Source organism: Amycolatopsis sp. NPDC039088, from assembly GCF_055598845.1.
The window spans coordinates 103,508-129,973 of record NZ_JBVKAE010000020.1; the positions used below are offsets into that span (position 1 = coordinate 103,508).

A 26,466-nucleotide genomic window follows, 5' to 3' on the forward strand; every position below is an offset into this window, starting at 1 on the left:
GTGGAGGACGGATCAGAAATGGGTGCGGACGAAATCGAGCACGGTCTCGCCGTCGGGGCCGACGACCGGGATGAGGGGCCACTTGTCGAAAACGGTGCACGGATGCGACAGGCCGAGTGCGATCCAGTCGCCGACCTCGACCGGTGAGGACGCGGGCAACGTGAGGAAGGCGTGCTGGTCGTTCATCTTCTGGATGGAGTGACCTTCGAGCGCGGACGGCGGCCCGTCGCCCTTGCGGATCAGGCGGGGCTCCGGCATGCCTTCGTCGAAGGACGCGTCGCGTTTGCCGATGGTGAGCAGTGCGAGTTCGTCCGTCGGCTTCGACGTCACCTGCGCCCACGCGCGCAGCGCGGGACGGAACGAGGCGACGCCGCCGATGCGCGGATGCTCGCCGAGCGGCGAGATCACGCGGTAGAAGCCGTCGTCGTGGGTCACGTAGGCGCCGCTGCGCAGGATCGGCAGGACGTCCAGATCGCCCCAGTCCTTGGTGAGTTCGTCGGCGACGCGGTCGAAATACGCGCTGCCGCCGCCGGTGACGATGATCTGGCCCGCGTCGTCGAGCAGGCCCTTCGCGGCGAAGGCGAAGACGAGTTCGCGCAGACCGTCCACATAGGAGCTGATCAGCTGGAGCGACTTTTCGTCGGTGTGGTGGGAAAGCGCGCCTTCGTAGCCGCCGGAACCGCGCAACCGCAGTGCCGGGCTCGCGTGCGCGGCTTCGGCGACGGCGAGCGCTGTCTCGGTGTCGCGGACACCGGTGCGGCCGCCTTCCGCGCCGAGTTCGACCAGGACGTCCACCTTGCGGCGAGCTCCGCGCAGAGCCACGGTCATCAGCTCGACGCCGCGGACCGAGTCGACCCAGCAGACGAACTCGAAGTCGTCGTCGGCGTCCAGTTCCGCGGCGAGCCACTTCAGGCCCGACGGGTCGAGCAGCTGGTTCGCCAGCAGGATCCGGGAAACGCCGAACGCGCGATAGATCCGCAGGTGTCCGGCGTTCGCGCAGGTGATGCCCCACGAGCCGTGCTTCAGCTGCCGCTCGAACAGCTGTGGCGCCATCGTCGTCTTGCCATGCGGGGCCAGCGCGACCCCGCGTTCGGCGCACCAGCCCGCCATCGTGCGGAGGTTGTGTTCGAGAGCTTCCTCGTCGAGCACCACGAAGGGGCCGAGGAAGCCGTCGTCGAACAGCTTGGCCCCGCGGGCGGCGGCTTCGCCGATCGTGAGTCCGGACAGCGAGGGCGCCACCGAGCGGAAGCGCCAGTCGACGCGCTCCTCCCGGATGGCCGCGACCGCGGCGGAATCGATGGTGCCGGCTTGGAACATGAGGTTCACCTCGGTTGCGTATGTTGCAACGGACGTTGCGCATATTGCGTGGGATAGGTGTAGCATCCGGTCCGCTGGAGGTCAACGGCGTGACGATGAGGAGACGCGGAAGTGACAAGCGCGCCCGACGTTATTTGCATCGGGGAGTCGATGGCCTTGTTCGTACCGGCCGAATCCGGGCCGCCCGACCAGGTACGGAAGTGGGTGCGGACCATCGGCGGAGCCGAATCGAACGTCGCCTGCCATCTCCCGGCGCTGGGTTTCACCAGTGCGTGGGTGAGCGCCGTCGGTGACGATCCGTTCGGCCGGGCGCTGGTACGCGAGATCGGCGAAGCGGGGGTGGACGTCAGCGGGGTCGTGGTCGATCCGACCCGGCCGACCGGGCTCTACATCAAGGAAAGCGGCGCGGACGGCAGCCCCGTGCGCTACTACCGCAAGGGTTCGGCCGCGTCCGGAATGGACGCCGGCCTGCTGGGGAAACTCGATCTCGACCAGGTGCGGGTGCTCCACCTGTCCGGGATCACGCCCGCGCTGTCGGACGGCTGTCTCGACCTGGTGCGGGCCCTGATGGAACGACCACGTGGCGAAACGCTGGTGTCGTTCGACGTGAACTACAGGCCAGCGCTGTGGACCGGGCGCGACCCGTCGGTGCTGGCCGGGCTCGCCGCTCGCGCCGACATCCTGCTGGCGGGCGAGGACGAGGCCGAGCGGGTGTGGGGGACCGGTGACCCGGAGCGGCTGCGCTCGGCGGTGCCGGGACCGAAAACGCTGGTCGTCAAGCACGGCGCACGCGGGGTGACGCTCGTCGACGGTGACGAGGCACCGCTGTTCTCGCCCGCGCTCCAGGTCGACGTCGTGGAGCCGGTCGGTGCCGGTGACGCGTTCGCCGCCGGTTTCCTCGCCGCCACCCTGCGCGGCGACGACCCGGCGACCCGGTTGCGGCGCGGCCATCTGCAGGCCGCGGCCACCCTGCTGACCCACGACGACGTGGGCACGCCGCTGCCCGGTTCGGTCGTCGAAGCGCTCATCGGGGCGGATGAGGCAGCATGGGCGGCGGCGAAGCTGACGGACAAGGGATTGGTGCGCGCATGAGCCAGAGCCTGGACCGGGCGCTCACGTTGCTGAGCGGGCTCGCCCGCGAGCCGAAGACGCTGGATCAGCTCGCCGAAGAGATCGGCGTGCACAAGTCGACCGTGCTGCGGCTGCTGCGCACCCTGGAGACGCATCACTTCGTGCGCCGGGAAGGGCAGCGGTACTACCGGCTCGGCAGCGCGCTGTTCGACCTCGCGCAGCAGGCGCTGGAAGACCGCGACGTCCGCCGCACCGCCCAATCCGCGCTCGCCGGGCTCAACGCGCGGACCGGGCACACCGTGCACCTCGCGTCCTATGAGGACGGCGAGGTGGTCTACATCGACAAGTTCGAGGGCAGGCATTCGGTGCGGATGTACTCGCGCATCGGCAAACGCGCCCCGTTGCACTGCACCGCCGTCGGCAAGGTGCTCGTCGCGGCGATGCCGCCGGAGAAACGGGCCGACGTCGTTTCGCGGATCGACTTCTTCGTGCGCACCCCGAACACGATCACCACGCCGTCGGCCTACGAGACCGAACTGGATCTCGTCGCCGACCGCGGCTACGCGGTGGACAACGCCGAACACGAGGACTTCATCCACTGCGTCGCGGCGCCGGTGCGCGGCCCGGGCGGCGTGGTACTCGCCGCCGCGTCGGTGTCGGTGCCGAAGGTGCTGCTCGACTACGACGGCCTGATGGCGCTCGTGCCGGAACTGATCGCCGCCGCCGAAGAAGCTTCCGTCCACAGTGGATGGACGGGGAACCGAAAGGGGAAGTTGGAATGAGCAAGACCGCGATCAGCACGGAGAACGCGCCGAAGCCGGTGGCCGCGTTCTCGCAGGCGGTCCGCAAGGGCAACATCCTGCAGGTGGCCGGCCAGGTCGCCTTCGACCCGGCCACCGGCGCCATCGTCGGCGAGACCGTCGGTGAGCAGACGGAGCAGACGTTCAAGAACATCGAAGCGGTGCTCGAGGCCGCCGGTTCGAGCCTGAGTGACGCGATGATGGTGCGCGTGTACCTGACCGACGTCGACCACTTCGGCGCGTTCAACGAGGTCTACAACAAGCTGATCGGCGAAGCGCCGCACCCGGCCCGCACCACCGTGTACGTCGGCCTGCCCGCCGGCCTGCTGGTGGAGATCGACGTCCTGGCCGTGACGGACTAGTTCCACCCGTGCCATGAAAGGTCCTTTCCTTGCGAATTTCGCAAGGAAAGGACCTTTCATGGCAGCCGTCAGAGCACGCTCGTGTACCCGTTAAGCGCGGGCTGCCCGCCCAGGTGCGCGAAGAGCACATTCGAGTGCCGCGAGATTTCGCCACGGGAGACGAGGTCGATCAGACCGGCCATCGACTTGCCCTCGTACACCGGATCGGTGAGCACGCCTTCCAGTCGCGCCAGCGTCCTGATCGCGTCCAAAGTGGACTCGTCAGGGATGCCGTAGATCCCGGCGTGGTAGCGCTCGTCCAGTTCGACCTCGTCGATCTCGCCCGCACCGATCAGCTCCGCGGTCGCGCGGGCGATGCGGGTGATCTGGTCGCGGGTCTCGGCCGGTTTCGCCGAGCCGTCGATACCGAGGATCCGCCTGGGTTTCCCCGAAAGCGCGGCCCCGGCGACCATCCCGGCCTGCGTGCTGCCGGTGACCGAGCAGACGACCACCGTGTCGAAGAAGACGCCGAGTTCGGCCTCCTGTGCCTCGAGTTCGACGATCCAGTTCGCGAAACCGAGTCCGCCGAGGCGATGGTCCGATCCGCCGGCCGGGATCGCGTACGGTTTGCCGCCGTCGGCCTCGATCTCCTTGACCGCGTTCTCCCAGCTCTCCTTGAAGCCGACGCCGAAGCCGGCCTCGACCATCCGGATGTCGGCGCCGAGGATGCGCGAGAGCTGGATGTTGCCGACCTTGTCGTAGAGTGGGTCGTTCCAGTCCACCCAGCTCTCCTGCACCAGCACGGCCTTCAGCCCGGCCCGCGCGGCCGCCGCGGCGACCTGGCGGGTGTGGTTCGACTGCACGCCGCCGATCGAGAGCAGCGTGTCCGCTCCCGAGGCGAGCGCGTCGGCGACCAGGTATTCGAGCTTCCTGGTCTTGTTGCCGCCGAACGCGATACCGGAGTTGACGTCCTCGCGTTTCGCCCAGACCTTCGCGCCGCCGAGGTGGGCGGTGAGCCGGTCGAGCGGGTGCACGGGGGAGGGGCCGAACAGCAGCGGGTAGCGCGGGAAGTCGGCGAGGGTCATGGCGTCTCCAGGAGGGCTTCGAGTTCGGTCCAGATCGTGGCGGTGATCGAGCAGGCCGCGTCGACGTCGCCCGCTTCGATGGCGTCGGCCAGTTCCGCGTGGCGCTGGACCGACCGGTGCGCGGGCAGGGAGCCGAAACGGGCGTATTCAAGACGCCGGAGCAGCGGCGTGTAGCGGTCCAGCGTCGCGGCGATCGCCCGGTTGCGCGCGGCGGCCACCGGGATGTCGTGGAGTTCGTCGTCGGCGGCGATCGCGGCCGCGATGTCCCCGGCGGCGATCGCTTCGGCGAACCGGACGTTGGCCGCGCGCATCGCTCCGACCTCGGCCGCGCCCATCCGCGGCGCGCCCACCCGGACGGCGAGCTCGTGCAGGGTGCGGACCAGCTGCAGAGCGTCACGGACGTCGTCGGGGACGAACCCCGCCACCCGCGTGTAGCTCTGGGGCTTCGACTCGACGAGGCCGTCCTCGATGAGGCGCAGCAGCGCCTGGCGCACCGGCGCCCTGGAAAGACCCAGCTGATCGGCCAGATCGCCGTCGCGCAGGTTCGTCCCCGGCGGCAGCGTCCCGTCGATGATCGCCCGGCGGATGTTCTCGTAGGCCTCGTCCCGGAGGAGGGACCGCGGCACCTTGGCTAACCCACTCACATCTGAAATGTTAGCTGTCAGCTAGCTCTCCGGGTAGTCGGACGCGCAATGAAGGGGCCTTTCATTGCAAATTTTGCGATGAAAGGCCCCTTCATTGCACTGGCTGGAGGGGAAAGGCGGCCTAGTAGACGGGGCCCGTGTACTTCTCGCCCGGCCCCTGCCCAGGCGCGTCCGGCACGGCCGAGGCCTCGCGGAACGCCTTCTGCAGCGACTGCAGGCCGTCGCGTAACGGGCCCGCGTGCAGGCCGAGGTACTCTGCCGACGCGGTGACCAGCCCGGCGAGGGCGGTGATCAGGCGGCGGGCCTCGTCGAGGTCGCGGTGCGGTGAGCTGGCCGGGTCCTCGTCGGCGAGGCCGAGCCGTTCGGCGCCCGCGGAGAGCAGCATGACGGCCGCCCTGCTGATCACCTCGACGCTCGGGATGTCCTCCAGGTCGCGGATGTCCGGGGAATACGGGGGCTGCTGAACCGGTTCTTCTGACACGTCTGGTACCCTTCCACGAGCGACCAGCCCCCGAGTGATCGGGGGCGGCAAGTGGAGCCCCGCTCCCACCCGTGTCACCGCCGCAACATCAGGTGTCCGGGTCCGGTCTCGCCAAGACGATTTCGGGCGTCGAGGCGGTGTGTTCGGTTCTGGAGATCGAACACGATCGGAAAGAGTGGGCCTCGCGTACCGCACGGTACCGAGGCCTTCGGTATGTGGGCACCAGGTCGAAACGGTAGAAGAATTTACCTCGAACCAGGGAGGCCCCATCAGCTCCGAGACACGCATCAACGACCGTATCCGGGTACCGGAAGTCCGCCTCGTCGGACCCGCCGGTGAACAGGTCGGCATCGTCCGGATCGAAGATGCACTGCGGCTGGCACAGGAGAACGATCTCGATCTCGTCGAGGTCGCCCCTCAGGCACGCCCGCCCGTATGCAAGCTCATGGACTTCGGCAAGTTCAAGTACGAGAGCGCGCAGAAGGCCCGCGAGTCCCGCCGCAACCAGCAGCTCACCGTCATCAAAGAGCAGAAGCTGCGGCCGAAGATCGACCAGCACGACTACGAGACCAAAAAGGGTCACGTGTCGCGCTTCCTTGCGGCAGGCAACAAGGTCAAGGTCACGATCATGTTCCGCGGTCGCGAGCAGTCCCGGCCGGAACTCGGCTTCCGGCTGCTGCAGAAGCTCGCCGACGAGGTGACGGAACTCGGTTTCGTCGAGTCGTCGCCGAAGCAGGACGGTCGCAACATGATCATGGTGCTGGCTCCGCACAAGAACGTGAAGCCGACCAAGGCCACGAAGGCCACCAAGGACGAGTCGCCCGAGCCGCCCGCCGACGCTTAGCGCCGACCAGCCATGTCAGCGGCACACCGGAGAACACCGGTGTGCCGCCGCACGAAAGAGGACAACGTAATGCCGAAGATGAAGACGCACAGCGGGACGTCGAAGCGAGTTCGCGTCACGGGTTCGGGCAAGCTGCGCCGCCAGAAGGCCGGCCGCCGCCACCTGATGGAGAAGAAGTCCAACAGGCTCACCCGTCGCCTTGAGGGCACGACCGAGATCGCCAAGAACGACGTCGGCCGCGTCAAGCGCCTTCTCGGCCGCTGACACTCCCGCACTTTGTAAACGCCGGGCGCGCCAGCGCGCCCCCAGATCGACAGGATGGACCCAGTGGCACGCGTCAAGAGGGCTGTCAACGCCCAGAAGAAGCGTCGCGCGACTCTCGAGCTCGCCAGCGGCTACCGCGGCCAGCGTTCGCGGCTGTACCGCAAGGCGAAGGAGCAGACGCTTCACTCGCTGAACTACGCCTACCGGGACCGCCGTGCCCGCAAGGGTGACTTCCGCCAGCTGTGGATCACCCGGATCAACGCGGCCGCTCGCGCCAACGGCGTCACCTACAACCGCTTCATCCAGGGTCTCAAGACCGCGGGTGTCGAGGTCGACCGCAAGATCCTCGCGGACCTCGCGGTCAACGACGCCGCCGCGTTCGCCGCGCTGGCCGAGCTGGCCAAGGCCAACGTGAACACCGAAGAGAAGAAGTCGGCCTGACCGGCGACAGCGCTCTTCCGCAACCCGGGGCGGCTCCGTTCACCGAACGGACGCCCCGGGTTGTTGCTGCGCGCAAGCTGACCCGCCGGTCCGAGCGAGAGAAGGCCGGGCGGTTCCTCGCCGAGGGTGCGAACGCGGTCGAAGCCGCGCTCACCCACGCCCTCGAAGACGGCGGCAAGGTGTACGAGCTGTTCGTGACCGAACGCGCCGCCGGACAGCACGAGCGTCTGCTCGTCGCCGCGCGCGAGGCGGGCGTCCCCGTCTCGCCGATCTCCGACCGCGCCGCCGACGGGCTGTCCGAGACCGTGACGCCGCAAGGCATCGTCGCGGTGTGCGCGCTCGTCGACCGTCCACAAGAGACTGTCCTGAAGCCGGGCGCGAAGCTCGTCGTCGTCCTCGTCGATGTCGCGGACCCCGGGAACGCGGGCACGGTGATCCGGGTCGCGGACGCCGCCGGCGCCGACGCGGTCGTCCTCGCGGGAGACAGTGTCGACCCGCACAACGGCAAATGCGTCCGTGCGGCCGCCGGCAGCCTGTTCCACCCAGCCATCACGCGGATCCGTGACGTCGACGCGGCCTTGAAGGCCTGCTCCGCCGCGGGTCTCCGCACCTTCGGCGCACACGGCTACGCCGAAACCGAGCTCGATCAGGTGACCTTCGACCAGCCCGTCGCATGGGTGTTCGGCAACGAGGCGCACGGCCTGCCCGCGCGTGTACTCGACACCGTCGATCTCGCGGTCAAGATCCCGATGTACGGCCGGGCCGAAAGCCTGAACCTCGCGACGGCCGCCGCGATCTGCGTGTACACCACCGCGATGGCGCCGCGGCAGGCTCGCTAAACTCCGGATTCCGTTGGGTTCTGGGGAGGAATCATGGGGCGTATCGCCCGTTCTTTCGCTTTGTTCGGTGCTTCCTGGCGTGTTCTGCGATCCCGCAAGGAACTCGCGGTCTTCCCGGTCCTCGCCGCGATCGCCGGGCTGGTGGTGGCCGCGGTGTTCCTCGGCTCGGGTTACTGGATCTCCCACACCGAGATCGCCGAGCACTCGAAGCTGACCCCGGGCTCGTACGTGATGATCGGGCTGTTCTACCTGACGGCCGCGTTCGTCACGGTGTTCTTCAACGCCGCGCTCATCTCCCAGGCCGACGTCGCACTGCGCGGTGACGATCCCCGAGTGGCCGCCGGGCTGGCCGAGGCCGGAAGCCGATGGCTGCCCTTGCTGGGTTGGGCCGCGGTGACGGCGACGGTTTCCCTGATCCTCCGGGAGATCGAGCAGCGCTTCGCGTTCGTCGGCTACTTTGTCAGCCGGTTGGTCGGGGCCGCCTGGAACCTCATCACCTATCTGGTGCTGCCCGTGATGATGATCGAGGACGCCGGTGTCCGGCACGGCGCCAAGCGTTCGGCGGAGCTGCTCAAGCGGACCTGGGGGGAGCAGGCGGCCGGAAGGTTCGGCATCGGAGTGGTCGGTGTCCTCGCGACGCTGGCCGGGTTCGCGGTCTTCATGGGCGCCGGATTCCTGCTCGGCGGCACCATCACGATCTTCGTCACCATCGGGTTGTCACTCGTGTGGGCGTTCTTGGTCTCCATCGTCTGCACGACGCTGGCCGGGATCTACCAGACGGCCTTGTACCGCTACGCCGCCGACGGCATCGTCCCGGAAGCGTTCGGCAAGGTGGACTTCGAAGGCGCGTTCGCCGGGCGCTGAGCCGGAATTCGATGGCTTCCCCGGACGTGACCACCTAGAGTCGCGGGTAGCACGCCGTCCGCATCACGACACAGGGGAGCTCTCATGGAACGCGATGTTCGTTCCAGCACCTTGTTTACGGCGTAGAGCGCGTCTTTCGCACTCCCGAGTGACGGTGTGCCCAGCCCTAGGGTGATCGGGGGCCGCCGTTCGCTGTCCCATAGAATTCAGCTGCTGCTAAACCCATGCGTGCGCTCGCGTGCACCGGACCAGTCCCAGCGGACGCCGAGGAGTTATGTCCGAAGCCAACGACAAGCAGGGCCCCCAGGCGGGAACGCTCGCGCCGGAAACGTTGACGGCCGCCGTCAAGCAGGCCGAGACCGATTTCGCGGCCGCGGCGGATCTCGACGCGCTGGCCGCGGTCAAACCCGCCCACCTCGGGGACCAGTCTCCGCTGCTGCTCGCTCGCCGCGAGATCGGTGCCCTGCCGAAGCAGGAGAAGGCCGAGGCGGGGAAGCGGGTCAACGAAGCGCGCCAAGCCATCCAGGCCGCTTTCGACGCGCGCCGCGTCGTACTCCAGGCCGAACGTGACGAAAAGGTGCTCCGCGAGGAGACCGTCGACGTCACGCTGCCGTGGGACCGCGTGCCCCGCGGCGCCCGGCACCCGATCTCGACCCTGTCGGAGCGGATCGCCGACGCGTTCGTCGCGATGGGCTACGAGGTCGCCGACGGTCCGGAACTCGAGGCCGAGTGGTTCAACTTCGACGCGCTGAACTTCGGCAAAGACCACCCCGCGCGCCAGCTGCAGGACACGTTCTACCTCGGTGAGGAGGACTCCGGGCTGGTGCTGCGGACGCACACCTCGCCGGTACAGGCCCGCACGCTGCTGCACCGCGACCTGCCCGTGTACGTCGTCTGCCCCGGCCGCACCTACCGGACCGACGAGCTCGACGCCACGCACACCCCGGTGTTCTCGCAGGTCGAAGGGCTCGCGGTGGACAAGGGCCTGACGATGGGGCATCTCAAAGGCACCCTCGACGCCTTCGCCCGCGCGATGTTCGGCGAAAGCTCGAAGACCCGTCTTCGCCCGCACTTCTTCCCGTTCACCGAGCCGTCGGCCGAGGTCGACGTCTGGTTCGAGGAGAAGAAGGGCGGCGCCGGCTGGGTCGAATGGGGCGGCTGCGGCATGGTCAACCCCAACGTCCTGCGTGCCTGCGGCGTCGATCCCGAGGTCTACTCGGGCTTCGCCTTCGGCATGGGTATCGAGCGCACCCTGCAGTTCCGCAACGGAATTCCGGACATGCGCGACATGGTGGAGGGCGACATCAGGTTCACCCTGCCCTTCGGAACGGAGGCCTGAGTGAAGGTCCCAGCCAGCTGGCTGACCGAACATCTCGACGTCGACGAGGAGGTCACGGCCCAGGATCTGGCCGACGCCTTCGTGCGCATCGGCATCGAGGTCGACGACGTCCGCCCGCTCGAACCGGTCACCGGCCCGCTCGTGGTGGGCCGCGTGGCCGAGATCGAGGAGCTGACCGAGTTCAAGAAGCCGGTCCGTTTCTGCCGGGTCGACGTCGGCGAGTCCGACGATGACAGTGACAAGCCGGACGAGTCCGTCGACGCGGATGACGACGACGATGACGAAGGCCCCTTCGAAGACGACGGCCCGACGGGGATCAAGACCCGCGGGATCATCTGCGGTGCCACGAACTTCGCCGAGGGTGACCTGGTCATCGTCGCGCTGCCCGGCACGGTGCTGCCCGGCGGTTTCGAGATCGGCTCGCGCAAGACCTACGGCCGCCTCAGCGATGGCATGATCTGCTCCGCGAGCGAACTCGGCATCGGAGACGACCACTCCGGCATCCTCGTGCTGCCGCCGAGTACCGCCAGCCCGGGTGAGGACGCGAACAAGCTGCTCGGCCTCGACGACACCGTCCTCGAGGTGACGCCGACCCCGGACCGCGGGTACACGCTGTCGGTCCGCGGCCTGGCCCGCGAGCTGTCGAACGCGCTCGACGTCCCGTTCGGCGACCCGGCGTCCATCGAGGTCCCGGAGGCCGAGACCGACGCGTGGCCGGTGCACCTCGAAGACACCGAGGGGTGCAAGCGGTTCGTGCTGCGCCGGATCAAGGATCTCGACGCGACCGCGCCGACGCCGTGGTGGATGCGCCGCCGCCTGATGCTGGCGGGGATCCGTTCGATCTCGCTCGCGGTCGACGTGACCAACTACGTGATGATCGAACTCGGCCATCCGCTGCACGCTTTCGCGACCAGCTCGGTCAAGGGCGATCTCGTGGTGCGCAAGGCGAAGCCGGGCGAGAAACTGACCACTTTGGACGATGTCGAGCGCACCCTCGACGCGGACGACGTGATCATCGCCGACGACAGCGGGGTCATCTCGCTGGCGGGCACGATGGGCGGAGCGTCCACCGAGATCACCCCCGAGAGCACCGATGTGCTGCTCGAGGCCGCGCACTGGGATCCGTCGTCGATCAGCCGGACGGCCCGCCGTCACAAGCTGTTCTCCGAGGCGGCCAAGCGGTTCGAGCGCTACACCGACCCGCAGCTGTGCGCGGTGGCCGTCGAGTTCGCCGCCCGTCTGCTGCGCCAGTACGGCGACGGCTCGATCCTGCCCGGCCGCACCGACGAGGGCGGCGTCGAGCCGAACCCGCCGGTGACCATGCCGATCAGCCTGCCCGACCAGGTGGCCGGGGTGCGCTACGAGCGCGGTGTCACGGTCCGGCGGCTCTCGCAGATCGGCTGCAAGGTCAACGTGGGCACGGCCGGGGACGGCACCGCGCTGGTGACCGCGATCCCGCCGAGCTGGCGTGGTGACCTGGTGCAGCCCGCCGATCTGGTCGAGGAGGTGCTCCGGCTGGAGGGTTACGACAGCATCCCGTCGGTGCTGCCCGACGCCCCGGCGGGCCGTGGCCTCACCGACACCCAGCTCCGTCGCCGTTCGGTCGCGCGCGCGCTGGCCGAGGCGGGCTACGTCGAGGTGCTGCCCTTCCCGTTCATCTCGGATTCGGTCTGGGATGCGTTCGGGCTGCCCGAAGACGACGTCCGCCGTCGTACCGTCCAGGTCCGCAACCCGCTGGAGGCGGACAAGGACCGGATGGCGAGCACGCTGCTTCCGGGGCTGCTGGAAACCTTGCAGCGCAACATCTCCCGTGGCTTCAAGGATGTTTCGCTGTTCCACATCGGACAGGTCGTGCTGCCCGGGGCGAACCCGGTCCCGATGCCTTCCCTCGGAGTGGACCGGCGGCCGAGCGACGAGGAACTCGCGGTACTGGAGGCGGCCGTCCCACCGCAGCCGGTGCACGTCGCCGTCGTCCTCGCGGGCCAGCGTGCCCGCGCCGGCTGGTGGGGCGCGGGCGAGCAGGCGAACTGGGCCGACGCGGTGCAGGCCGCCCGGCTGGTGGCGCAGGCCGCCGGTGTCGAGCTGACCACGACCGCGGCGGATCACCTGCCGTGGCACCCCGGCCGCTGCGCGCAGCTGCGGGTGGGGCAGTGGCCCGTCGGCTACGCCGGTGAGCTGCACCCGAAGGTCGTCGAGGCACTCGGGCTGCCGCCGCGCACCGTCGCGATGGAACTCGACCTGGACGCGATCCCGATCCCGGACGGCCGTCCGGCGCCGAGGATCTCGGCCTACCCGCCGGTGCTGCTCGACGTCGCCCTCGTCGCCGCGTCGGACGTGCCGTCGGCCGACCTGGCCGAGGCGCTGCGCGAAGGCGCGGGCGAGCTGCTCGAGGACATCATGCTGTTCGACTCCTACCAGGGTGAGCAGGTGGGCGAGGGCAAGCGTTCGGTGGCGTACAAGCTGCGGTTCCGCGCCGCGGACCGCACGCTGACCGTCGACGAGGCCACGAAGGCTCGCGACGCCGCGGTCGCGGTCGCCAGTGAGCGCTTCGGCGCGAGCCTGCGAGCCTGACCCGTTCTTAGCGCGTGAAGGCCCCTTCTCTCGGCTCAGCCGAGGAAACTTTCCTTATACGGCAACCCCTGAGAGAGGGTCCGTAAGAGCCGCACCGGCACTTCATTGGGCTGACCGAGCGAACGAGCCCCCGGCTTCGTTGACCGCCGGTCGAGGGCGTCCGTACGGTTCAGGGGTGGGCACCTCGGCCTCGGCAGGCCGGCCGGGCAACATCCCCGCCGGGACCACGAGTTTCGTGGGCCGAAAGCAGGATGTCGCCGAAGTCAAAAGGCTCCTGTCGAAAGCCAGGCTGGTGACATTGACCGGTGTCGGCGGAGTCGGCAAGACGAGGCTGGCCCTCCATACCGCCACCGAACTGCGCCGGGCGTTTCCCGACGGCGCCTGGCTCGTCGAACTCGCGGATCTGTCCGACCCTGCCTTGCTGGTCCATACCGTGCTGGAGGCGCTGGGCGTCCGCGACGACACGGGCCGAAACCAGGCGGACGTGCTCGCGGATCACCTGCGGGGGCGCCGGATCCTGGTGATCCTGGACAACTGCGAGCACCTGATCGACGCCTGCGCCGCCTCGGTGGACCGGCTGCTGAGGGTGGCACCGGGGCTCCGCGTCCTGGCTACCAGCAGAGAACGGCTCGGGATCCCTGGCGAGCACCTGTGGCAGGTCGCGCCGTTGCCGCTGCCCGATCCGCTGGTCCCGCTTCCGCCGGACGGTTGGCGTGGTTACGCGGCGATGGCGTTGCTCGCCGAACGGGCGGCCGCCGTCGAGCCGGGTTTCGCCGTCACCGACGAAAATCAGGAGCTGATCGCGAGGATGTGCCGCATGCTGGCGGGGATTCCGCTGGCGATCGAGCTGGCCGCGGTCCGTGTCCGCGCGTTGTCGCTCGATGAGCTGGCGACGCGGCTGGAGGACAGCTTTCACTTGCTGGCCAAGGGAGAACGCGGCGGATTGCCTCGGCATCAGACCTTGCTGGCCGCGGTCGAATGGAGCCACGACCTGTGCGGAGCGGCCGAGCGGCTCCTCTGGGCGCGGGCGTCGGTGTTCGGGGGTGGCTTCAGTCTGCCCGCGGCGGAATCCGTTTGCGCGGGGGACTGGCTGCCCGCCGGATCGGTGCTCGGACAGCTGACCGGGCTGGTGGACAAGTCGGTCCTGCTCGTCGAACGCGACGGTGATCGGACGAGGTATCGGCTGCTGGAGCCGCTTCGCCAGTTCGGCAGGTCGAAGCTCCACGCCATGGGCGACGAGGACGTGGTCCTGCGCCGTCATCGGGATTACTACCTGACGCAGGCCGAGCGGAGCGAGCGGGAATGGTTCGGGCCGAAGCAGGCGGAGATCTTCGTGCGGACCAAACTTGAGCACGCGAATCTGCGTGGCGCGCTCGACTATTGCCTTGCCACGCCGTCCGAGTTCGGCGCCGGCCTGAAACTGGCTGCCACGTTGTGGTTCTACTGGGCGGGTTGCGGCGTGCTGGGGGAGGGGCGGCACTGGCTCGATCGCGCGCTCGAAGCCGTCCCCGGCGGCGGCGAAGATCGCTTGAAAGCGCTGTGGGTCAACGGATACGTCTCGACCCTGCAGGGTGACGTCGCGCGCGCGGTGACGTTGCTGGGGGAGTGCCGGACGGAAGCGGGCCGGGTGGGGGACGAGACGGCGCTCGCCTACGCGATCCACCGCCTGGGGTGCAACGCACTGGTCGGCGACGACGTCGGCTATGCGAAAGACCTGTTCGAAGACGCCAGGGTCCGTTATCGGCGGCTGGGCGAGATGAACGGCAACGTGATGCTGGCCGGGATCGAGATGGCGATCGCGTCGATCTTCCTCGGTGAACTGGAAGAAGCCGCGGCGCTGTGCGAAGAGGCTCGCGCGATCGGCGCGGCGAATGGCGAGGAATGGGCCTACGCGTACGCGATCTACGTACTCGCGCTCGTGGCTTTGAACCGGGGCGAGTTCGACCTGGCGACCGGTTACGCGCGCAACTGCCTGCGGCTCAAGTGCACGTTCAACGACCTGCTCGGCATGGTGCTGTCGATCGAGGTGCTCGCGTGGATCGAGGCGTCCCTCCGGCAGTGGGAGCGAGCGGCGACTCTGCTCGGCTGCGCGGGAAGGATCTGGCAGTCCGTCGGTTACCCGATGTTCGGCTCGAAGTACTTCGGCGCCCCGCACGGCGACTGCGAAGCGCGGACGCGTGAGGCGCTCGGTGACAGCCGGTACTCGGTGCTGTCGCGGCAAGGCAGCGAGTTCACCTTGGAAGAGGCCGTCGCCTTCGCGCTCGACGAGGTCGAGAGAGCGGAAAGCGGTCCCGTCGCCGAGGTCGAGACGGTCCTCACCGACCGGGAGCACGAGGTCGCGGTCCTGATCACCGACGGCCTGTCCAACCGGGAGATCGCCGATCGGCTGGTGATCTCCCGCCGGACCGCCGAGGGGCACGTCCAGCGCATCCTGCGGAAGCTGAACTTCGATTCCCGGGCTCAGATCGCGGCCTGGGTGACCCAGACGGCGCTGCGCGGAGAGCGGAACGGCGGCGTCCGGTAGGTCCGTCCGGAGCAGCCCGGCGGTTTGGACCATTGCTGTTACCGAAGCGTGATCTGGGCAGATCGCGCGGCCAGCTACTTTGTTGTGGCGCGCAACGAATTGCTTCGCCCGTGGATTTCCAACGCCGGAGGTGTCACGACGTGAATCGGATCCTTGTGCAGCCCAAACGGCGGAAAGGGGCGAGGGGCATGTTCGCCCTCGGCCTATCCGCACTCCTGATCGCCGCCGGTCTCGGTGGCGCCACCGCCTCCGCGGCCGAGGACTACAGCCAGAGCGCGGCGTCCGTGAACGCGACGCAGGCGCAGTTCTCCTTCACCCCGGCGACCACCGCGCGCTACGTCGACATCCACTACACCGGCGTGCCCGGAGTGGGTCAGCAGAACGTCCGCATGACCGACAGCGGTGGAACCTGGCGGCACACCGTCGGCTCGCTCACCGCCGGCACGGTCCTCGATTACTGGTTCACCTACGAGAAGAACGGGCCGCAGTACGACACCCCGCACTTCGGCTACACCCACGGTGGCAGTGGCACCACGGTCGCCGCGCCCACGTTCGACCCGCCCGGTGGGAGTTACCCGAGCGCTCGCACGGTGACGTTGTCGACCGCGACCGCCGGTGCGACCATCCGGTACACAGTGGACGGATCGACGCCGACCGCGTCGTCCACTGTGTACTCCGGCCCGATCACGGTCTCGGCGTCCTCGACGGTTTCCGCGATGGCGCTGAAGTCCGGCTCGGCGAACTCGCCGGTGGCGTCCGCGAGCTACGCGATCGGATCGACGCAGGCGACCTGTCCGGTGCAGTCCGAGGTCCCGGATTTCGGCCCCAACGTGCGGATCTTCGACCCCGGTATGTCGGCGCAGTCGATCCAGACCCGGCTGGACGCGGACTTCAACGCCCAGAAGGACACCCTGACCGCGCAGTTCACCGAACGCCGGTACGCGCACCTGTTCAAGCCCGGTGTGTACAGCGGGATCCATGACGACGTCGGCTACTACACCTCCGTCGCCGGTCTCGGGCAGAACCCTGGCGACGTGGTGATCAACGGTGACGTGACTGTCGACGCGTTCAACGAGTCGGACAAGGGCGTGGCGCTGCAGAACTTCTGGCGCTCGGCGGAGAACCTCGCCGTCGTCCCGAGCGGCGGCGCGACCCGCTGGGCCGTCGCGCAGGCCGCTCCGTTCCGCCGGATGGACATCCGCGGCGGGCTGAACCTCTTCCCGGCCAGCTACGGCTTCGCGAGCGGTGGTTACACGGCCGACACGAAGGTCTCCGGTAAGACCGCGTCGATCTCGCAGCAGCAGTGGTACACCCGCGACAGCAACTACGGCAGCTGGGAAGGCGGCGTCTGGAACATGGTCTTCTCCGGGACGAACGGTGCCCCGGCGAACACGTTCCCGAATCCGCCGGAGACGACGCTCGGCACCACGCCGGTGTCACGCGACGTGCCGTACCTGTACTTCGACGGCTCCGGCAAGTACCGGGTGTTCCTGCCTTCCCTGCGTACCAACGCTTCCGGCCCGAGCTGGGCCAACGGCGGCACCCCTGGCAGCTCGCTGCCGATGAGTCAGTTCTACGTCGTGAAGGCGGGGGACACCGCGTCGTCGATCAACAACGCGCTCTCCCAGGGCTGCAACCTGTTCTTCACCCCCGGCGTCTACCACCTCAACCAGACGCTGAACGTAAGCAAGGCAGGGACCGTCGTCCTCGGCATCGGTTACCCGACGCTGGTACCGGACAACGGCGTCGACGCGATGCGGGTCGCCGACGTGGACGGCGTCCGGCTCAAGGGCCTGCTGTTCGATGCCGGCACGACCAACTCGCAGTCGTTGCTCACGGTCGGCCCGGCGGGCTCGACGGCGAACCACTCGGCCAACCCGACGACGCTGCAGGACGTGTTCTTCCGGATCGGCGGCCAGATCGCGGGAAAGGCGACGAACAGCCTGGTCGTCAACAGCCGTGACACGATCATCGACCACATCTGGGCGTGGCGGGCCGACCACGGCAACGCGGGCACCTACGGCTGGACGGTCAACACCGCGGACACCGGGCTGGTGGTCAACGGCGACAACGTGCTCGCGACCGGCCTGTTCGTCGAGCATTACCAGAAGTACCAGGTGATCTGGAACGGCCAGAACGGCAGGACGATCTTCTTCCAGAACGAGATCCCCTACGACGTCCCGGATCAGGCGGGATGGAAGAGTCCGAACGGGCTCAACGGGTACGCCGCCTACAAGGTGGGGGATAACGTGACCACGCACGAGGCGTGGGGCCTTGGCAGCTACTGCTTCTTCAACGACAACCCGTCGGTGAACCTGTATCACGCGTTCGAGGTGCCGAATCGTTCCGGCGTCCGATTCCACAACCTGGTGACGGTTTCGCTGAACTACAAGGGGACCATCACCCACGTGATCAACGACGCCGGCGCGGTGACGCCGCCGGGGACGACGCCGAGCAACCTGGTCAGTTACCCGTAACGCGGATAAGGCTCGTGAGTGATTTGGGTCGTTCTAACGACCCAAATCACTCACGACCACTTACAGCCGAGCTCAGTCGTTCTGCCGCGTGCGAGCCTCGGTGACCTCTTCCGTCTCCTCATCGTCCATCGCCCGGGTGTCGCGAGGAGGAAGGAAGGGTTCCTCCGCAGCGGGACGGCCGTCCGCACGTTCCTTCCCTCGGGTGAGTTCGGCGTCGAGTTCGGCGCCGAACAGGACGGCGATGTTCGAGATCCACAGCCAGATCAGAAACACGATCACCCCGGCCAGCGAGCCGTAGATCTTGTTGTACGAGCCGAAGTTGCTCACATAGAAGGCGAACCCGGCCGTCGCCGCCGCCCAGAGCAGTACCGCGACGAAACCGCCCGGCGTCATCCAGCGGAAGCGCGGCTGTCTGACGTTGGGACTCGCCCAGTAGAGCACCGCGAACGCCAGACCGGCCAGCAAGGCGATCACCGGCCACTTCGCGATGTCCCAGACGAGGACGCCGGTCGAGCCCAGTCCCACCAGGTCGCCGAGGTAGCGGGCCACGTCGCCGGTCGTGACGATCCCGATGGCGCAGAGCGCGAGGATGACGAGCAGCGCGACGGTGAGGCCGAGCCGCAACGGCCAGAGTTTCCAGACGGGACGGCCCTCCGGCATCGAATAGATGACGTTGGAAGCCCGGATGAACGCGCCGAGATAGCCGGACGCCGACCAGACCGCGCCCAGCAGACCCATTATCGCGGCCGGACCGGCGAGACCACTCGACCCGGACAGCTCCTGGATCGCGCCGAGCAGGAGGTCACGGCCCGGCCCGGGAGTGAGCTCACCCGCACTGTCGATCAGGGTCTGTTTGGCGGAAGGCCCCATCAGTCCCAGTAGCGCGGTGAGCACCAGCAGCCCGGGAAAGAGCGAGAGCACCCCGTAATAGGTGAGCGCGCCCGCACGGTCAAGGAGTTCATCCCGGTTGAACTGGGCGAATGTCCGTTTGAGCACGCCCCACCACGACCGCTTCGGCAGATCGGTGGGGCCTTCCGGTCCTTTGTTCTTCTTGCCGGCCAAGGGGACCTCCTGGTGGGGATCCCTTGGCATACCCCGGTTCGCCGGGGTGAAACGAGCTCAGGTGGCGTAGATGTAGTACAACGTCCAGGCGCCGTTCTCCGCCCAGCACTCGTAACCGTCGGCGTCCCAAGGCCGGTGCTGCGGCGCTTCGGCTTCGCAGATCGCCTCGGTCGGGTAGACGGCGTACTTCTGCCAGGAGTCCAGAACGGTCGCTTGGGCGGGTGCGGCGGCGAGCAACCCGAACAGGGCGGCCGCGAGCCCGACGGCAAAGGTCTTCATCGAATGATCCCTCCAGTTCGTCGGACCGACATTACGAGCAGGCCGCGATGACCGGAAGGGTTTCTCCGATGGCCGGGAACCCGCGCTCCGTTCAGCGAGACCGCGCCGGTGGTGGCGGGACGGTCTTCGCCAGGACGATGTCCGCCAGCCGGATCGTCGCGAGACCGCGTTTGGTCTCGACGGTGCATTCGGTGTCGTCACGGGACCGCAGATAGCCGAGCGCGTCGGTGAAGCCGCCTTCGATCCGGTATCGCACGACGACCCTCGTGCCGACCGGGACGTCCGGGAGGGTCATCGGTTCAGGTGCGCGGTGAGCTCGTCGTCGCTCGGTTCGACCAGATGGGTTCCGTCCGGCCAGACGATGGTCGGGATCCGCCGCTCACCGTTCTGCAGTGCCCGCACGGTCTCCTCGGCACCGGCGTCCGCTTCGACGTCGATGTAGTCGTACTCGACACCCTTGGCGTCCAGCAGGGCACGGCTGCGTTTCACGTCGGGGCACCAGCCGGCGCCGTACACGGTGAGGTCGCTCATGGCTCACAGCATGCCAGGTCGCCGTTCGGCGGCATGTTCGGCGAGGGCGGAACGGTCGGCGAGGCCGGTCTTGGCCAGCAGGCTCGCGACGTGTTTCTCGACCGTCCTGGGCGAGATGTGCAGGCGGGCGCCGATGTCCTTGTTGCCCATCCGCTCGGCGAGCAGCACCAGTACCTCGTACTCGCGCACGGTGATACCGGCGGCGCGCAGGTCGGCTGGGACGCGGTCGACACCGGCGCGGCGCTGCCGGACGGGTGCGCCGATCTTGCGGAGCAGGCTTCGGCAGGCACCCGCGACCGCCTGGATGTCCCTGCCGTGGAAGTACTCTTCGGCCTCCTTGAGCCAGCCCGCCGGATCTCCCCAGCCGTCGGCGGCGGCCGGTTCGGCGATCAGGCGGAGCCCGAGGTGCCGGGCCAGGGGATAGGGCGCCGAGGTCTCCATCGCGACGGCCACCGCCCGGGCCGCTTCCGCCGCGTCGCCTCGTCTGCCGTGCTCGACGGCGTGCGCGAGTTCCACGAACTGCCGGTTCCATCGCATCCCGCTCACCGCGGAGCCCGCCTCGGGGCAGGCGGCACCGCCGAGGGTGTCGATGAGCGTCCTGAGCCCGTGCTGGCCCGCGAGGTGGAACCGGCTCGGCCGCCGTTCCTCCAGCTTGATCACCTGCCCGAGTTCCCGGCGCGCCCGTTCGAGGTCCTCTTCGAGCAGTGAGCAGAAGACGCGTGCCAGGCCGATGCTCAGCACCATCTCCTGCGCGTTCTCGCCGCCGCTTTCCCGGAAGTCCTCGAGTGCCCGTTCCATCTCCGGGCGGTCGGCCCGATGCCCAGCCGACATCGCCCTGGTCATATGCGCGTACTGCAGCAACGCGGTCAGGCGGAGCCTGCCGAGGACGGCCAGGTTGTCCTCCAGCAGTGCGTGCGCGGTCTCGAAGTCGCACCGCAGGATCGCGTGCATGGTGCGCACGGAATCGACCGCGCAGTGCAGGGTGATCGCCCCGGTCCGCTGGGCGTCGGCGCGGGCGAGCAACAGGGTCTGCTCGTCGCCGTTCATCAGTACGCGATGGCCGCCGAGCCGGACCAGCGCCTGGGTCCGGAGATGATGCAGCTGGTTGTCCTCGGCGGTGCGCCGCGCGAGTTGCATGTAGTGCTCGGACTCGCTGAGGTCCCTCGGAAGCGCCAGCATCCCGAGCACCTGCAGCGCTTGGCAGACGACGAAGGGCTGCTCGGTCTCCTCGGCCACTCTCCATGCCTGACGTGCGAGTCGTTCCGCCTTGCCGCTCCGGCCGGGGACGTCGAGCCAAAGGTTCGCTTCGACGGCGTCGAGCGCGGCCTGCTGCGCCGGTGAGATCGCCGAACCGAGCGGGGCGCGGGCGCGTTCGATCTGGCCGAGACACTCGTCGTGCCGTCCGGCGATGTAGGCGGCCCAGGCCAGCTGGGTGTGCAGTTTTGCCGCGCGTTCGAGCGTGCCGATCTCGCCGAAGCCGGCGGAGAGCTCGACGGCACGGTCGAACTGGCCGGTCTGCCCGAGCGCGTACAGCAGGGTCTCCAGAACCTCGGCCCGGTCACCGGGGTCGGCCCCGGCGAGCAGGTCGACGGCTTTGGTGAGCATCGTGACCGCGGAGTCCGCGGCCCCGGCGTCGAGGGCACGGCGACCGGTTTCGGCGAACTGCCGTCCCGCCGCCCGCTCGTCGTGCGCGGTCAGCCGGAGGGAAGCGACGAGCGCGCACAGGTCGCCGGGCAGGTCGGGATAGAGCTTCTCGACGGCGTCGGCGGCTTGGCGCGCGAGTGTCGCCTTCCGTGCCGGGGACTGGCGCTCCAGCAAGGCTTCCGCGGTCAGCGGATGGCGGAAGGCGTACCAGCCGGGCGTCGTCTCGTCGGTGGTGACCAGGTTCGCCGAGACGGCGGCGCTCAGATGGTTGTGCAGGGTCCGGTCGTTCATCCCGGTGACCGTCTGCACCACCGGCAACGGGAAGCGGCGGCCGATGACGGCGGCGACCGACAGCAGTTCCCCCGCCTGCGCGCCGAGTTGCTCCATCCGGACGCCGATGCTCGTGACCAGCGCCGCGGGTACGCGGGCGCGGAGTTCGCCGATCACGCGCCAGCCGTCGCGGTTCTCGACCAGCAGGCCGTCGTTCACCATGCCGTGGAGCAGTTCCTCGACGATGAACGGCAGGCCCGCACTGTTGCGCCACAACAACTCCGCCGCTGCCGACGGCAGGTGGTCCGGTTCTGTCTCCAGGCAGGCCGCGGCGAGCGCGTGGGTATCGCGGAGGCCGAGCCTGCCGAGTTCGAGGACGGAACAGCTCATCCGCTGGGCCCCGGACGTCGCCAGACGGAGCACGTCGGAGGGCTCGTTGCGGAGCGTGCCGACGAACAGGGTCTTCGCCGCGGACAGGTTGTCGACGAGGTATTCGAGGATGAACAGTGTTTCGGCGTCGGCGTCCTGGAGGTCGTCGAGGACCAGGAGCGCGCCGCGATCGCGGCCGGTGACCGCCAGCAGCCGGTATACCGCTTCGGCGAGCACCATCAGGGAACCCGACTCCCGCGGGCGGTCGCCTTGGCTCCAGTCGGGGATGAGCTGGGCGAGGACGGGGACGAACGGGTCGAGTTCGGCCGCTTCCGGCGGGCCACCGCCGCGGAAGTGCGACAACAGCGCCTGGGACAGCGGCCGGAACGGGACGAGCGGGCCGATCGAACTCGCCCTGCCCTGCAGGACCGGGATGTCCGCGGCGACCGCTCGCGACGCGGCTTCGATGGCGAGCCGGGACTTTCCGATTCCGCCTTCTCCGACGAGAAAGATCGCGCCACCGCGGCCGGCGATGGCGCGATCGAGAGCTCCGGAGAGCTCGGCCAGTTCGGCGTCACGGCCGATCACCCGCGACGAACGGATCCCCACCGCCGTGACTATAGCGAGCGGATTCCCCTGCTACGGCGAAGAGTTGATCACGAAGGCGGGCGTCGGCGCCCGCCTTCGCGAACCTGTCTCAGATCCAGCCGCCCGCGAAGACGCTGACGACGGACGGCGAGCCGGGGTCGCCGGACAGGGTGGCGAGCGGGTTCGCGCTCAACCGCGGCTTGCTGCCCGCCAGCGCGTGGTTGCGCGAGCCGACCTCGAGCGCGCGCGGCAGGTTCACGGCGCCGAGGGCGTCTTCGGTGGCAGGCAGATCTCTTTCGTACATCGGTATTTCTCCTCATACTCGGTTTACCGGCGGGACGATGGTGGCCGCCGGATGCGGCCGGTCGGGCCGGAGCAGCAGCGCGGACGGGACCCGATCGCCGAATCCCAGCCGCAACAGGCCGTAGCCGATACCCGCCAGGCCGCTCAGCAGCCCTGGCGAGGGGACCGCGCCAGGCGTCCCGCAGCGCGCACCGCGCTGGTCGATCGCGGCGAGCAGATGACCGGTCCGGCGACGTACCGCGGCGGCGGCGCCAGTGTGCCCGTTCTCCGCCAGCACGCACAACACCTCGGTCACCCCGGTTTCGCCGTGGCACAGGCTGAGATCCTTCAACGGCGCCCCGTCGGACAGGCGTTTGACGGTCCGGTCCAGTTCCAGGGCGTCGGCGGGATCGGGCAGGTGAGCGGCCAGGCCGAGGGCGGCGCCGGCGAGGCCGTCGCACCAGCCGCCGGTGCTTTCCGCCCGATCGTCGTCCCGTTCGGGCGGTTGTTCGCCGGTCCGGTCGTGCGCCCGCAGCACCCAGTCGACCCCGGCGGAACCGCGCGCGAAACCCGTCCCTTGTGGACGGTCGCGGACGAGCAGCTGTTCGGTGTAGCGGTCCGCCCGGGTCAGCGCCGTCTCCAGTCCTGTTTGGACATACACCGAGCGCATCGAAGCGACGCCGCCCGCCAGTCCGGTGGTGAACCCGGACGGCGTCTCGGCGGTGGCGTCGGGCATCAGGTCGACGGCCTGCTCGATGAGGTCCCCAGCGGGCAGCCCGACCAGCGTGCTGAGCCGGGCGATCGTGTACGCGACGCCGCCGAGTCCGAGCAGACCGCCGCAGCCGGCGGTGGCGGCCAGCTCACGATCGGCCCGGAGGGTGGCGAAAAGGCCCGGCAGCGGGGTGATCGCGTACGCGGCCAGGTCACGGTAGCGCGCGATCCCGGTCAGTTCGGCGAGCTGGGCGAGGAACAGCGCTACACCGCAGTAGCCCTCGCCGAGGCCCGCCCCCATCGGGAGGACGGTCCAGTAGCGGTCGTCGACGAGTTCGATCCCGAGCCAGTTGGAGCGGTGCTCGTCGGAGAAGGCGTTGGCGACGATGTGGTCGGCGATCCCGCAGGCGGTGACCAGGAGCCGTTCCGCGTCGGGCGCCTGGTTCGGCACCGCGGTCTCCGCGGTCTCGCCACCGCCGTGGTGGCCGACGGTCGCCGTGCTGATGGCGAGGGTGGCCGAGATCAGCCATTCCTGGTCGCGCTGGTCGAGCGGATCCATCTCCGCGACCTTCGCCAGCACGGTGTCCAGCGACGGCCGCGCCACCACTCCTTCGACGCCGTCACCGCGCGAGTCCAGCAGCGACGTCGAACCGGGGCTCGAGGTGAACATCGGGACATCGCCCGCCCACAGATCGGCCCGCTCGTGCGGCACGAGCCGGAGCAGCTTCTCCTCGCCCGCCGAGTCCTCTTCGAGCAGGTCGAACGCGCGATCGCGGTCGGCGGCGTCGCGCAGGAGATCCGGATGGGTGGTCTCGTCCAGCAGGCGGAAGTAGAAGTTCGTCGGCCGGATGAGTACCCGGATGGGGTCCTCGGCGCAGCGCTTGAGGTGCTCGGCGAGTTCGTCCCGTGCGGTGGAGACCGCGTCGTAGCCGAGGCGGAAACCGGCGAGCAGTGCCGCGCTGTGCTCGGCGGGGGTGACGTCGCGGCCGTCGAGCCGCGGGAGATTGTTCCCGCCGGCGAGTTCACCGGGTACGCGGACGAGTCGCATCCGGTCGGTGCCGGGATCGGCCCACTCGACCCGGTCGGTGGGCAGCCTGCCGCCGCGGCCGGCGAGCCCGGAGATGTCGACGGCGCCGTGTTCCCCGGCGAAGAGCTGGGGGAGCAGCAGCGTGCGCTGGACGGATCGTGCCAGCATCGCGGCCGCGGGGTCGCCGTCCGGCGCGTCGGCGGGCGACGGCTGGAACAGCGTCTCGATGTCGATCAGCACCGGCTGGTCGCCGCTGGCGATGATGTTCTCGTAGTGGACGTCGGTGGCGTCGAGCGCGTGCAGCAGCGCCAGCAGGATGCCCTGGCGGCGGTAGAAGCGGTCGACGTCGGCGATGTCGGCGCAGGGCCGGTGCTCGACGAACCGGAGCCAGCCGTACCCGTCGCGCGGCAACGCGTCGGCGGTCCGCAGTTCAAGGCCGGGCAGCCGTTTGTTGAGCTGCTCGACGACCTCGGTGAAGCGTTCGTGCAGGATCAGCGGGCGGGGTTTGTAGATCACCTTGGTACCGCTGGAGAACCGCAGCAGTTTGACCGACCGTCCCCGCGCGTGTGAGTCGCCGATCCCACCGGCCACCGCCACCAGCGTGCCGAGTGCGCCGTCCGCGACCGAGCCGGGCAGAGCGTCGGTGTCAGCGGAGAAGCGGGTCAGCATCTCGGCGTGGGCCTCGGCGGCGTGGAGGCAGGCTTGGGCGAGAAGCCGGGCCAGCACCGGGTACTCGCTGAACAACCGGACGAGTCCGGGAGCAGTGGACTGCTGCCGCACGAAGTCCGCGAAACGCTCTTCAGGCGTCTCGCCCAGCAGAGTCCCGGCCTTGCGGGCTCGATGGAGTTCGAGGACCAGCGTGCGAACCGAGAGCTTGAACAGATGCTGGTCGAGTTGAGCGGCGAAGTCGGTGCGGAGTGCGTCGACGTCGGCGCCGGTGAGGTCACCGGGGACCGCTTCGCGGGACGCGGCGTCGACGAACGACCTGAAGACCCCGGCGAAGGCGACACGCCAGTCACCGACTGGGGGGCGCCTCGGCAGTGGCGCGGTGACGGCGCGTTCGGCGAAGTCGGCCCATGGGGGCTTGTCCGTTTTCCGTTCGCGCGGGGTCTGGCCGTGCACCCACCACCGTGGCGGCAGGGACGTCGCCGGTAGCTGGGGCGTCACGTCGTTCATGCTGTCAGCCGGGCCGCCTACGCACATGGGGGCGGAACCCCCACATTCAGCGCACGCACGAAGATGCCCGGAGAGTGACGACGTCGCGGTGGGCAGCTACGTTGTGCTCACGGCGCGAGAATCGGCCAAGGGAGAGTGGATGGCTCTGACGGACGCGGTCGTGGAAACGCGGCTGCCCGCGAAAGACCTCGACCGGGCACGGCGCTGGTACGCGGAGAAGCTCGGCCTCGAACCCGTCGACGAACGCCCCGGCGGTCTGCGTTATCGCTGCGGATCGACGGTGTTCTGCCTGTTCGCTTCGCGCGGTGCCTCGGATGGTTCCTTCACCCAGGTGAGTTTCGTGGTCGGCGACATCGAAGCCGAGGTCGCGGACCTGCGCGCCCGTGGTGTCGTATTCGAGGATTACGACTTCCCTGGCTTCCGCACGGTGAACGGGATCGTCGACATCGACAACAACTATCCGAGTCGCGGGACAGGGGAACGCGGGGCGTTCTTCCGTGACAGCGAGGGCAACATGATCTCGCTCGGCCAGCCTGTCGGGGCACCGGAACCGGCGCGTCCGTAGCCGGGAAATGGCGGTGTTCCGCTCGTCCCGGCCGGGACCTGGGAACGGCATGATGGGCGG

The 26,466-nt window shown here is 68.9% G+C and carries 24 protein-coding genes; 13 read left to right on the forward strand and 11 right to left on the reverse strand.

What is annotated here, in order from left to right; genetic code table 11:
* Nucleotides 1-12: 12 nt before the first annotated feature.
* Nucleotides 13-1,317: an amino acid deaminase gene (locus tag ACZ7KI_RS25015; protein WP_470275513.1), complete on the reverse strand. Its 1,305-nt coding sequence runs from the start codon at nucleotides 1,315-1,317 to the stop codon at nucleotides 13-15.
* Between the two features lie 150 nt (nucleotides 1,318-1,467).
* Between ACZ7KI_RS25015 and ACZ7KI_RS25020 the strand changes: the two genes are divergently transcribed.
* Genes ACZ7KI_RS25020 through ACZ7KI_RS25030 form a run of 3 tightly spaced genes read left to right on the forward strand, consistent with a single transcriptional unit; the run spans nucleotide 1,468 to nucleotide 3,550 of the window.
* A complete protein-coding gene (locus tag ACZ7KI_RS25020; RefSeq protein ID WP_470275514.1) occupies nucleotides 1,468-2,409 on the forward strand; it encodes a sugar kinase in 942 nt (313 codons plus the stop codon).
* On the forward strand, nucleotides 2,406-3,170 hold the full coding sequence (locus tag ACZ7KI_RS25025) for an IclR family transcriptional regulator (RefSeq protein WP_470275515.1): 765 nt from the start codon (nucleotides 2,406-2,408) through the stop codon (nucleotides 3,168-3,170). The genes ACZ7KI_RS25020 and ACZ7KI_RS25025 overlap by 4 nt, the downstream gene beginning before the upstream one ends.
* Nucleotides 3,167-3,550, forward strand: a complete 384-nt coding sequence (locus tag ACZ7KI_RS25030; protein ID WP_061987068.1) for a RidA family protein — start codon at nucleotides 3,167-3,169, stop codon at nucleotides 3,548-3,550. Before ACZ7KI_RS25025 ends, ACZ7KI_RS25030 begins: the two co-directional genes overlap by 4 nt.
* 68 nt (nucleotides 3,551-3,618) lie before the next feature.
* On the opposite strand, the gene ACZ7KI_RS25035 is transcribed toward ACZ7KI_RS25030, so the two are convergent.
* From ACZ7KI_RS25035 to ACZ7KI_RS25045, 3 genes are all read right to left on the reverse strand, one after another.
* Nucleotides 3,619-4,614, reverse strand: a complete 996-nt coding sequence (locus ACZ7KI_RS25035; RefSeq protein ID WP_470275516.1) for a 1-aminocyclopropane-1-carboxylate deaminase — start codon at nucleotides 4,612-4,614, stop codon at nucleotides 3,619-3,621.
* A complete protein-coding gene (locus ACZ7KI_RS25040) occupies nucleotides 4,611-5,258 on the reverse strand; it encodes a GntR family transcriptional regulator (protein WP_470275517.1) in 648 nt (215 codons plus the stop codon). The genes ACZ7KI_RS25035 and ACZ7KI_RS25040 overlap by 4 nt, the downstream gene beginning before the upstream one ends.
* Nucleotides 5,259-5,379: 121 nt before the next feature.
* Nucleotides 5,380-5,739 carry a DUF1844 domain-containing protein gene (locus ACZ7KI_RS25045; RefSeq protein WP_470275518.1) on the reverse strand — a complete coding sequence of 120 codons (360 nt, stop codon included), beginning with the start codon at nucleotides 5,737-5,739 and terminating at the stop codon, nucleotides 5,380-5,382.
* Nucleotides 5,740-6,007: 268 nt separating this feature from the next.
* On the opposite strand from ACZ7KI_RS25045, the gene infC reads away from it, so the two are divergent.
* The 9 genes from infC to ACZ7KI_RS25090 all read left to right on the forward strand — a co-directional run bounded on the left by infC (nucleotide 6,008) and on the right by ACZ7KI_RS25090 (nucleotide 17,902).
* The gene (gene infC, locus ACZ7KI_RS25050; protein WP_061987075.1) at nucleotides 6,008-6,583 is read left to right on the forward strand and encodes a translation initiation factor IF-3; all 576 of its coding nucleotides are present in this window, start codon (nucleotides 6,008-6,010) and stop codon (nucleotides 6,581-6,583) included.
* Nucleotides 6,584-6,652: 69 nt separating this feature from the next.
* Entirely contained in the window at nucleotides 6,653-6,847 is a 195-nt protein-coding gene (gene rpmI, locus ACZ7KI_RS25055) for a 50S ribosomal protein L35 (RefSeq protein WP_007028043.1), read from the forward strand.
* A 63-nt stretch (nucleotides 6,848-6,910) separates the two neighbouring features.
* Nucleotides 6,911-7,288 (forward strand): 50S ribosomal protein L20, encoded by a 378-nt coding sequence (gene rplT, locus ACZ7KI_RS25060; RefSeq protein ID WP_037313135.1) that lies wholly within the window; start codon nucleotides 6,911-6,913, stop codon nucleotides 7,286-7,288.
* On the forward strand, nucleotides 7,285-8,127 hold the full coding sequence (locus tag ACZ7KI_RS25065; RefSeq protein WP_470275560.1) for a TrmH family RNA methyltransferase: 843 nt from the start codon (nucleotides 7,285-7,287) through the stop codon (nucleotides 8,125-8,127). The genes rplT and ACZ7KI_RS25065 overlap by 4 nt, the downstream gene beginning before the upstream one ends.
* Nucleotides 8,128-8,160: 33 nt before the next feature.
* A complete protein-coding gene (locus ACZ7KI_RS25070; RefSeq protein ID WP_470275519.1) occupies nucleotides 8,161-8,991 on the forward strand; it encodes a DUF6159 family protein in 831 nt (276 codons plus the stop codon).
* A gap of 274 nt (nucleotides 8,992-9,265) precedes the next feature.
* Complete coding sequence (gene pheS, locus ACZ7KI_RS25075; RefSeq protein WP_470275520.1) at nucleotides 9,266-10,330, forward strand: phenylalanine--tRNA ligase subunit alpha; 1,065 nt, start codon at nucleotides 9,266-9,268, stop codon at nucleotides 10,328-10,330.
* Nucleotides 10,331-12,901 (forward strand): phenylalanine--tRNA ligase subunit beta, encoded by a 2,571-nt coding sequence (gene pheT / locus ACZ7KI_RS25080; protein ID WP_470275521.1) that lies wholly within the window; start codon nucleotides 10,331-10,333, stop codon nucleotides 12,899-12,901.
* A gap of 175 nt (nucleotides 12,902-13,076) precedes the next feature.
* Complete coding sequence (locus ACZ7KI_RS25085) at nucleotides 13,077-15,425, forward strand: ATP-binding protein (protein WP_470275522.1); 2,349 nt, start codon at nucleotides 13,077-13,079, stop codon at nucleotides 15,423-15,425.
* A 140-nt stretch (nucleotides 15,426-15,565) separates the two neighbouring features.
* Nucleotides 15,566-17,902 carry a chitobiase/beta-hexosaminidase C-terminal domain-containing protein gene (locus tag ACZ7KI_RS25090; RefSeq protein WP_470275523.1) on the forward strand — a complete coding sequence of 779 codons (2,337 nt, stop codon included), beginning with the start codon at nucleotides 15,566-15,568 and terminating at the stop codon, nucleotides 17,900-17,902.
* Between the two features lie 72 nt (nucleotides 17,903-17,974).
* On the opposite strand, the gene ACZ7KI_RS25095 is transcribed toward ACZ7KI_RS25090, so the two are convergent.
* The 7 genes from ACZ7KI_RS25095 to ACZ7KI_RS25125 all read right to left on the reverse strand — a co-directional run bounded on the left by ACZ7KI_RS25095 (nucleotide 17,975) and on the right by ACZ7KI_RS25125 (nucleotide 25,841).
* Nucleotides 17,975-18,994: a YihY/virulence factor BrkB family protein gene (locus tag ACZ7KI_RS25095; protein ID WP_470275524.1), complete on the reverse strand. Its 1,020-nt coding sequence runs from the start codon at nucleotides 18,992-18,994 to the stop codon at nucleotides 17,975-17,977.
* 27 nt (nucleotides 18,995-19,021) lie between these two features.
* Complete coding sequence (locus tag ACZ7KI_RS25100; protein ID WP_470275525.1) at nucleotides 19,022-19,243, reverse strand: hypothetical protein; 222 nt, start codon at nucleotides 19,241-19,243, stop codon at nucleotides 19,022-19,024.
* Nucleotides 19,244-19,334: 91 nt separating this feature from the next.
* On the reverse strand, nucleotides 19,335-19,538 hold the full coding sequence (locus ACZ7KI_RS25105; RefSeq protein ID WP_465506903.1) for a putative acetyltransferase: 204 nt from the start codon (nucleotides 19,536-19,538) through the stop codon (nucleotides 19,335-19,337).
* The gene (locus ACZ7KI_RS25110; protein ID WP_465461899.1) at nucleotides 19,535-19,774 is read right to left on the reverse strand and encodes a glutaredoxin family protein; all 240 of its coding nucleotides are present in this window, start codon (nucleotides 19,772-19,774) and stop codon (nucleotides 19,535-19,537) included. The genes ACZ7KI_RS25105 and ACZ7KI_RS25110 overlap by 4 nt, the downstream gene beginning before the upstream one ends.
* 3 nt (nucleotides 19,775-19,777) lie before the next feature.
* Nucleotides 19,778-22,666: a helix-turn-helix transcriptional regulator gene (locus tag ACZ7KI_RS25115; RefSeq protein ID WP_470275526.1), complete on the reverse strand. Its 2,889-nt coding sequence runs from the start codon at nucleotides 22,664-22,666 to the stop codon at nucleotides 19,778-19,780.
* Between the two features lie 88 nt (nucleotides 22,667-22,754).
* A complete protein-coding gene (locus ACZ7KI_RS25120) occupies nucleotides 22,755-22,949 on the reverse strand; it encodes a hypothetical protein (RefSeq protein ID WP_061982621.1) in 195 nt (64 codons plus the stop codon).
* A gap of 12 nt (nucleotides 22,950-22,961) precedes the next feature.
* Nucleotides 22,962-25,841 carry a type 2 lanthipeptide synthetase LanM family protein gene (locus ACZ7KI_RS25125; RefSeq protein WP_470275527.1) on the reverse strand — a complete coding sequence of 960 codons (2,880 nt, stop codon included), beginning with the start codon at nucleotides 25,839-25,841 and terminating at the stop codon, nucleotides 22,962-22,964.
* A gap of 139 nt (nucleotides 25,842-25,980) precedes the next feature.
* On the opposite strand from ACZ7KI_RS25125, the gene ACZ7KI_RS25130 reads away from it, so the two are divergent.
* The gene (locus tag ACZ7KI_RS25130; protein ID WP_470275528.1) at nucleotides 25,981-26,406 is read left to right on the forward strand and encodes a VOC family protein; all 426 of its coding nucleotides are present in this window, start codon (nucleotides 25,981-25,983) and stop codon (nucleotides 26,404-26,406) included.
* Nucleotides 26,407-26,466 lie beyond the last annotated feature (60 nt).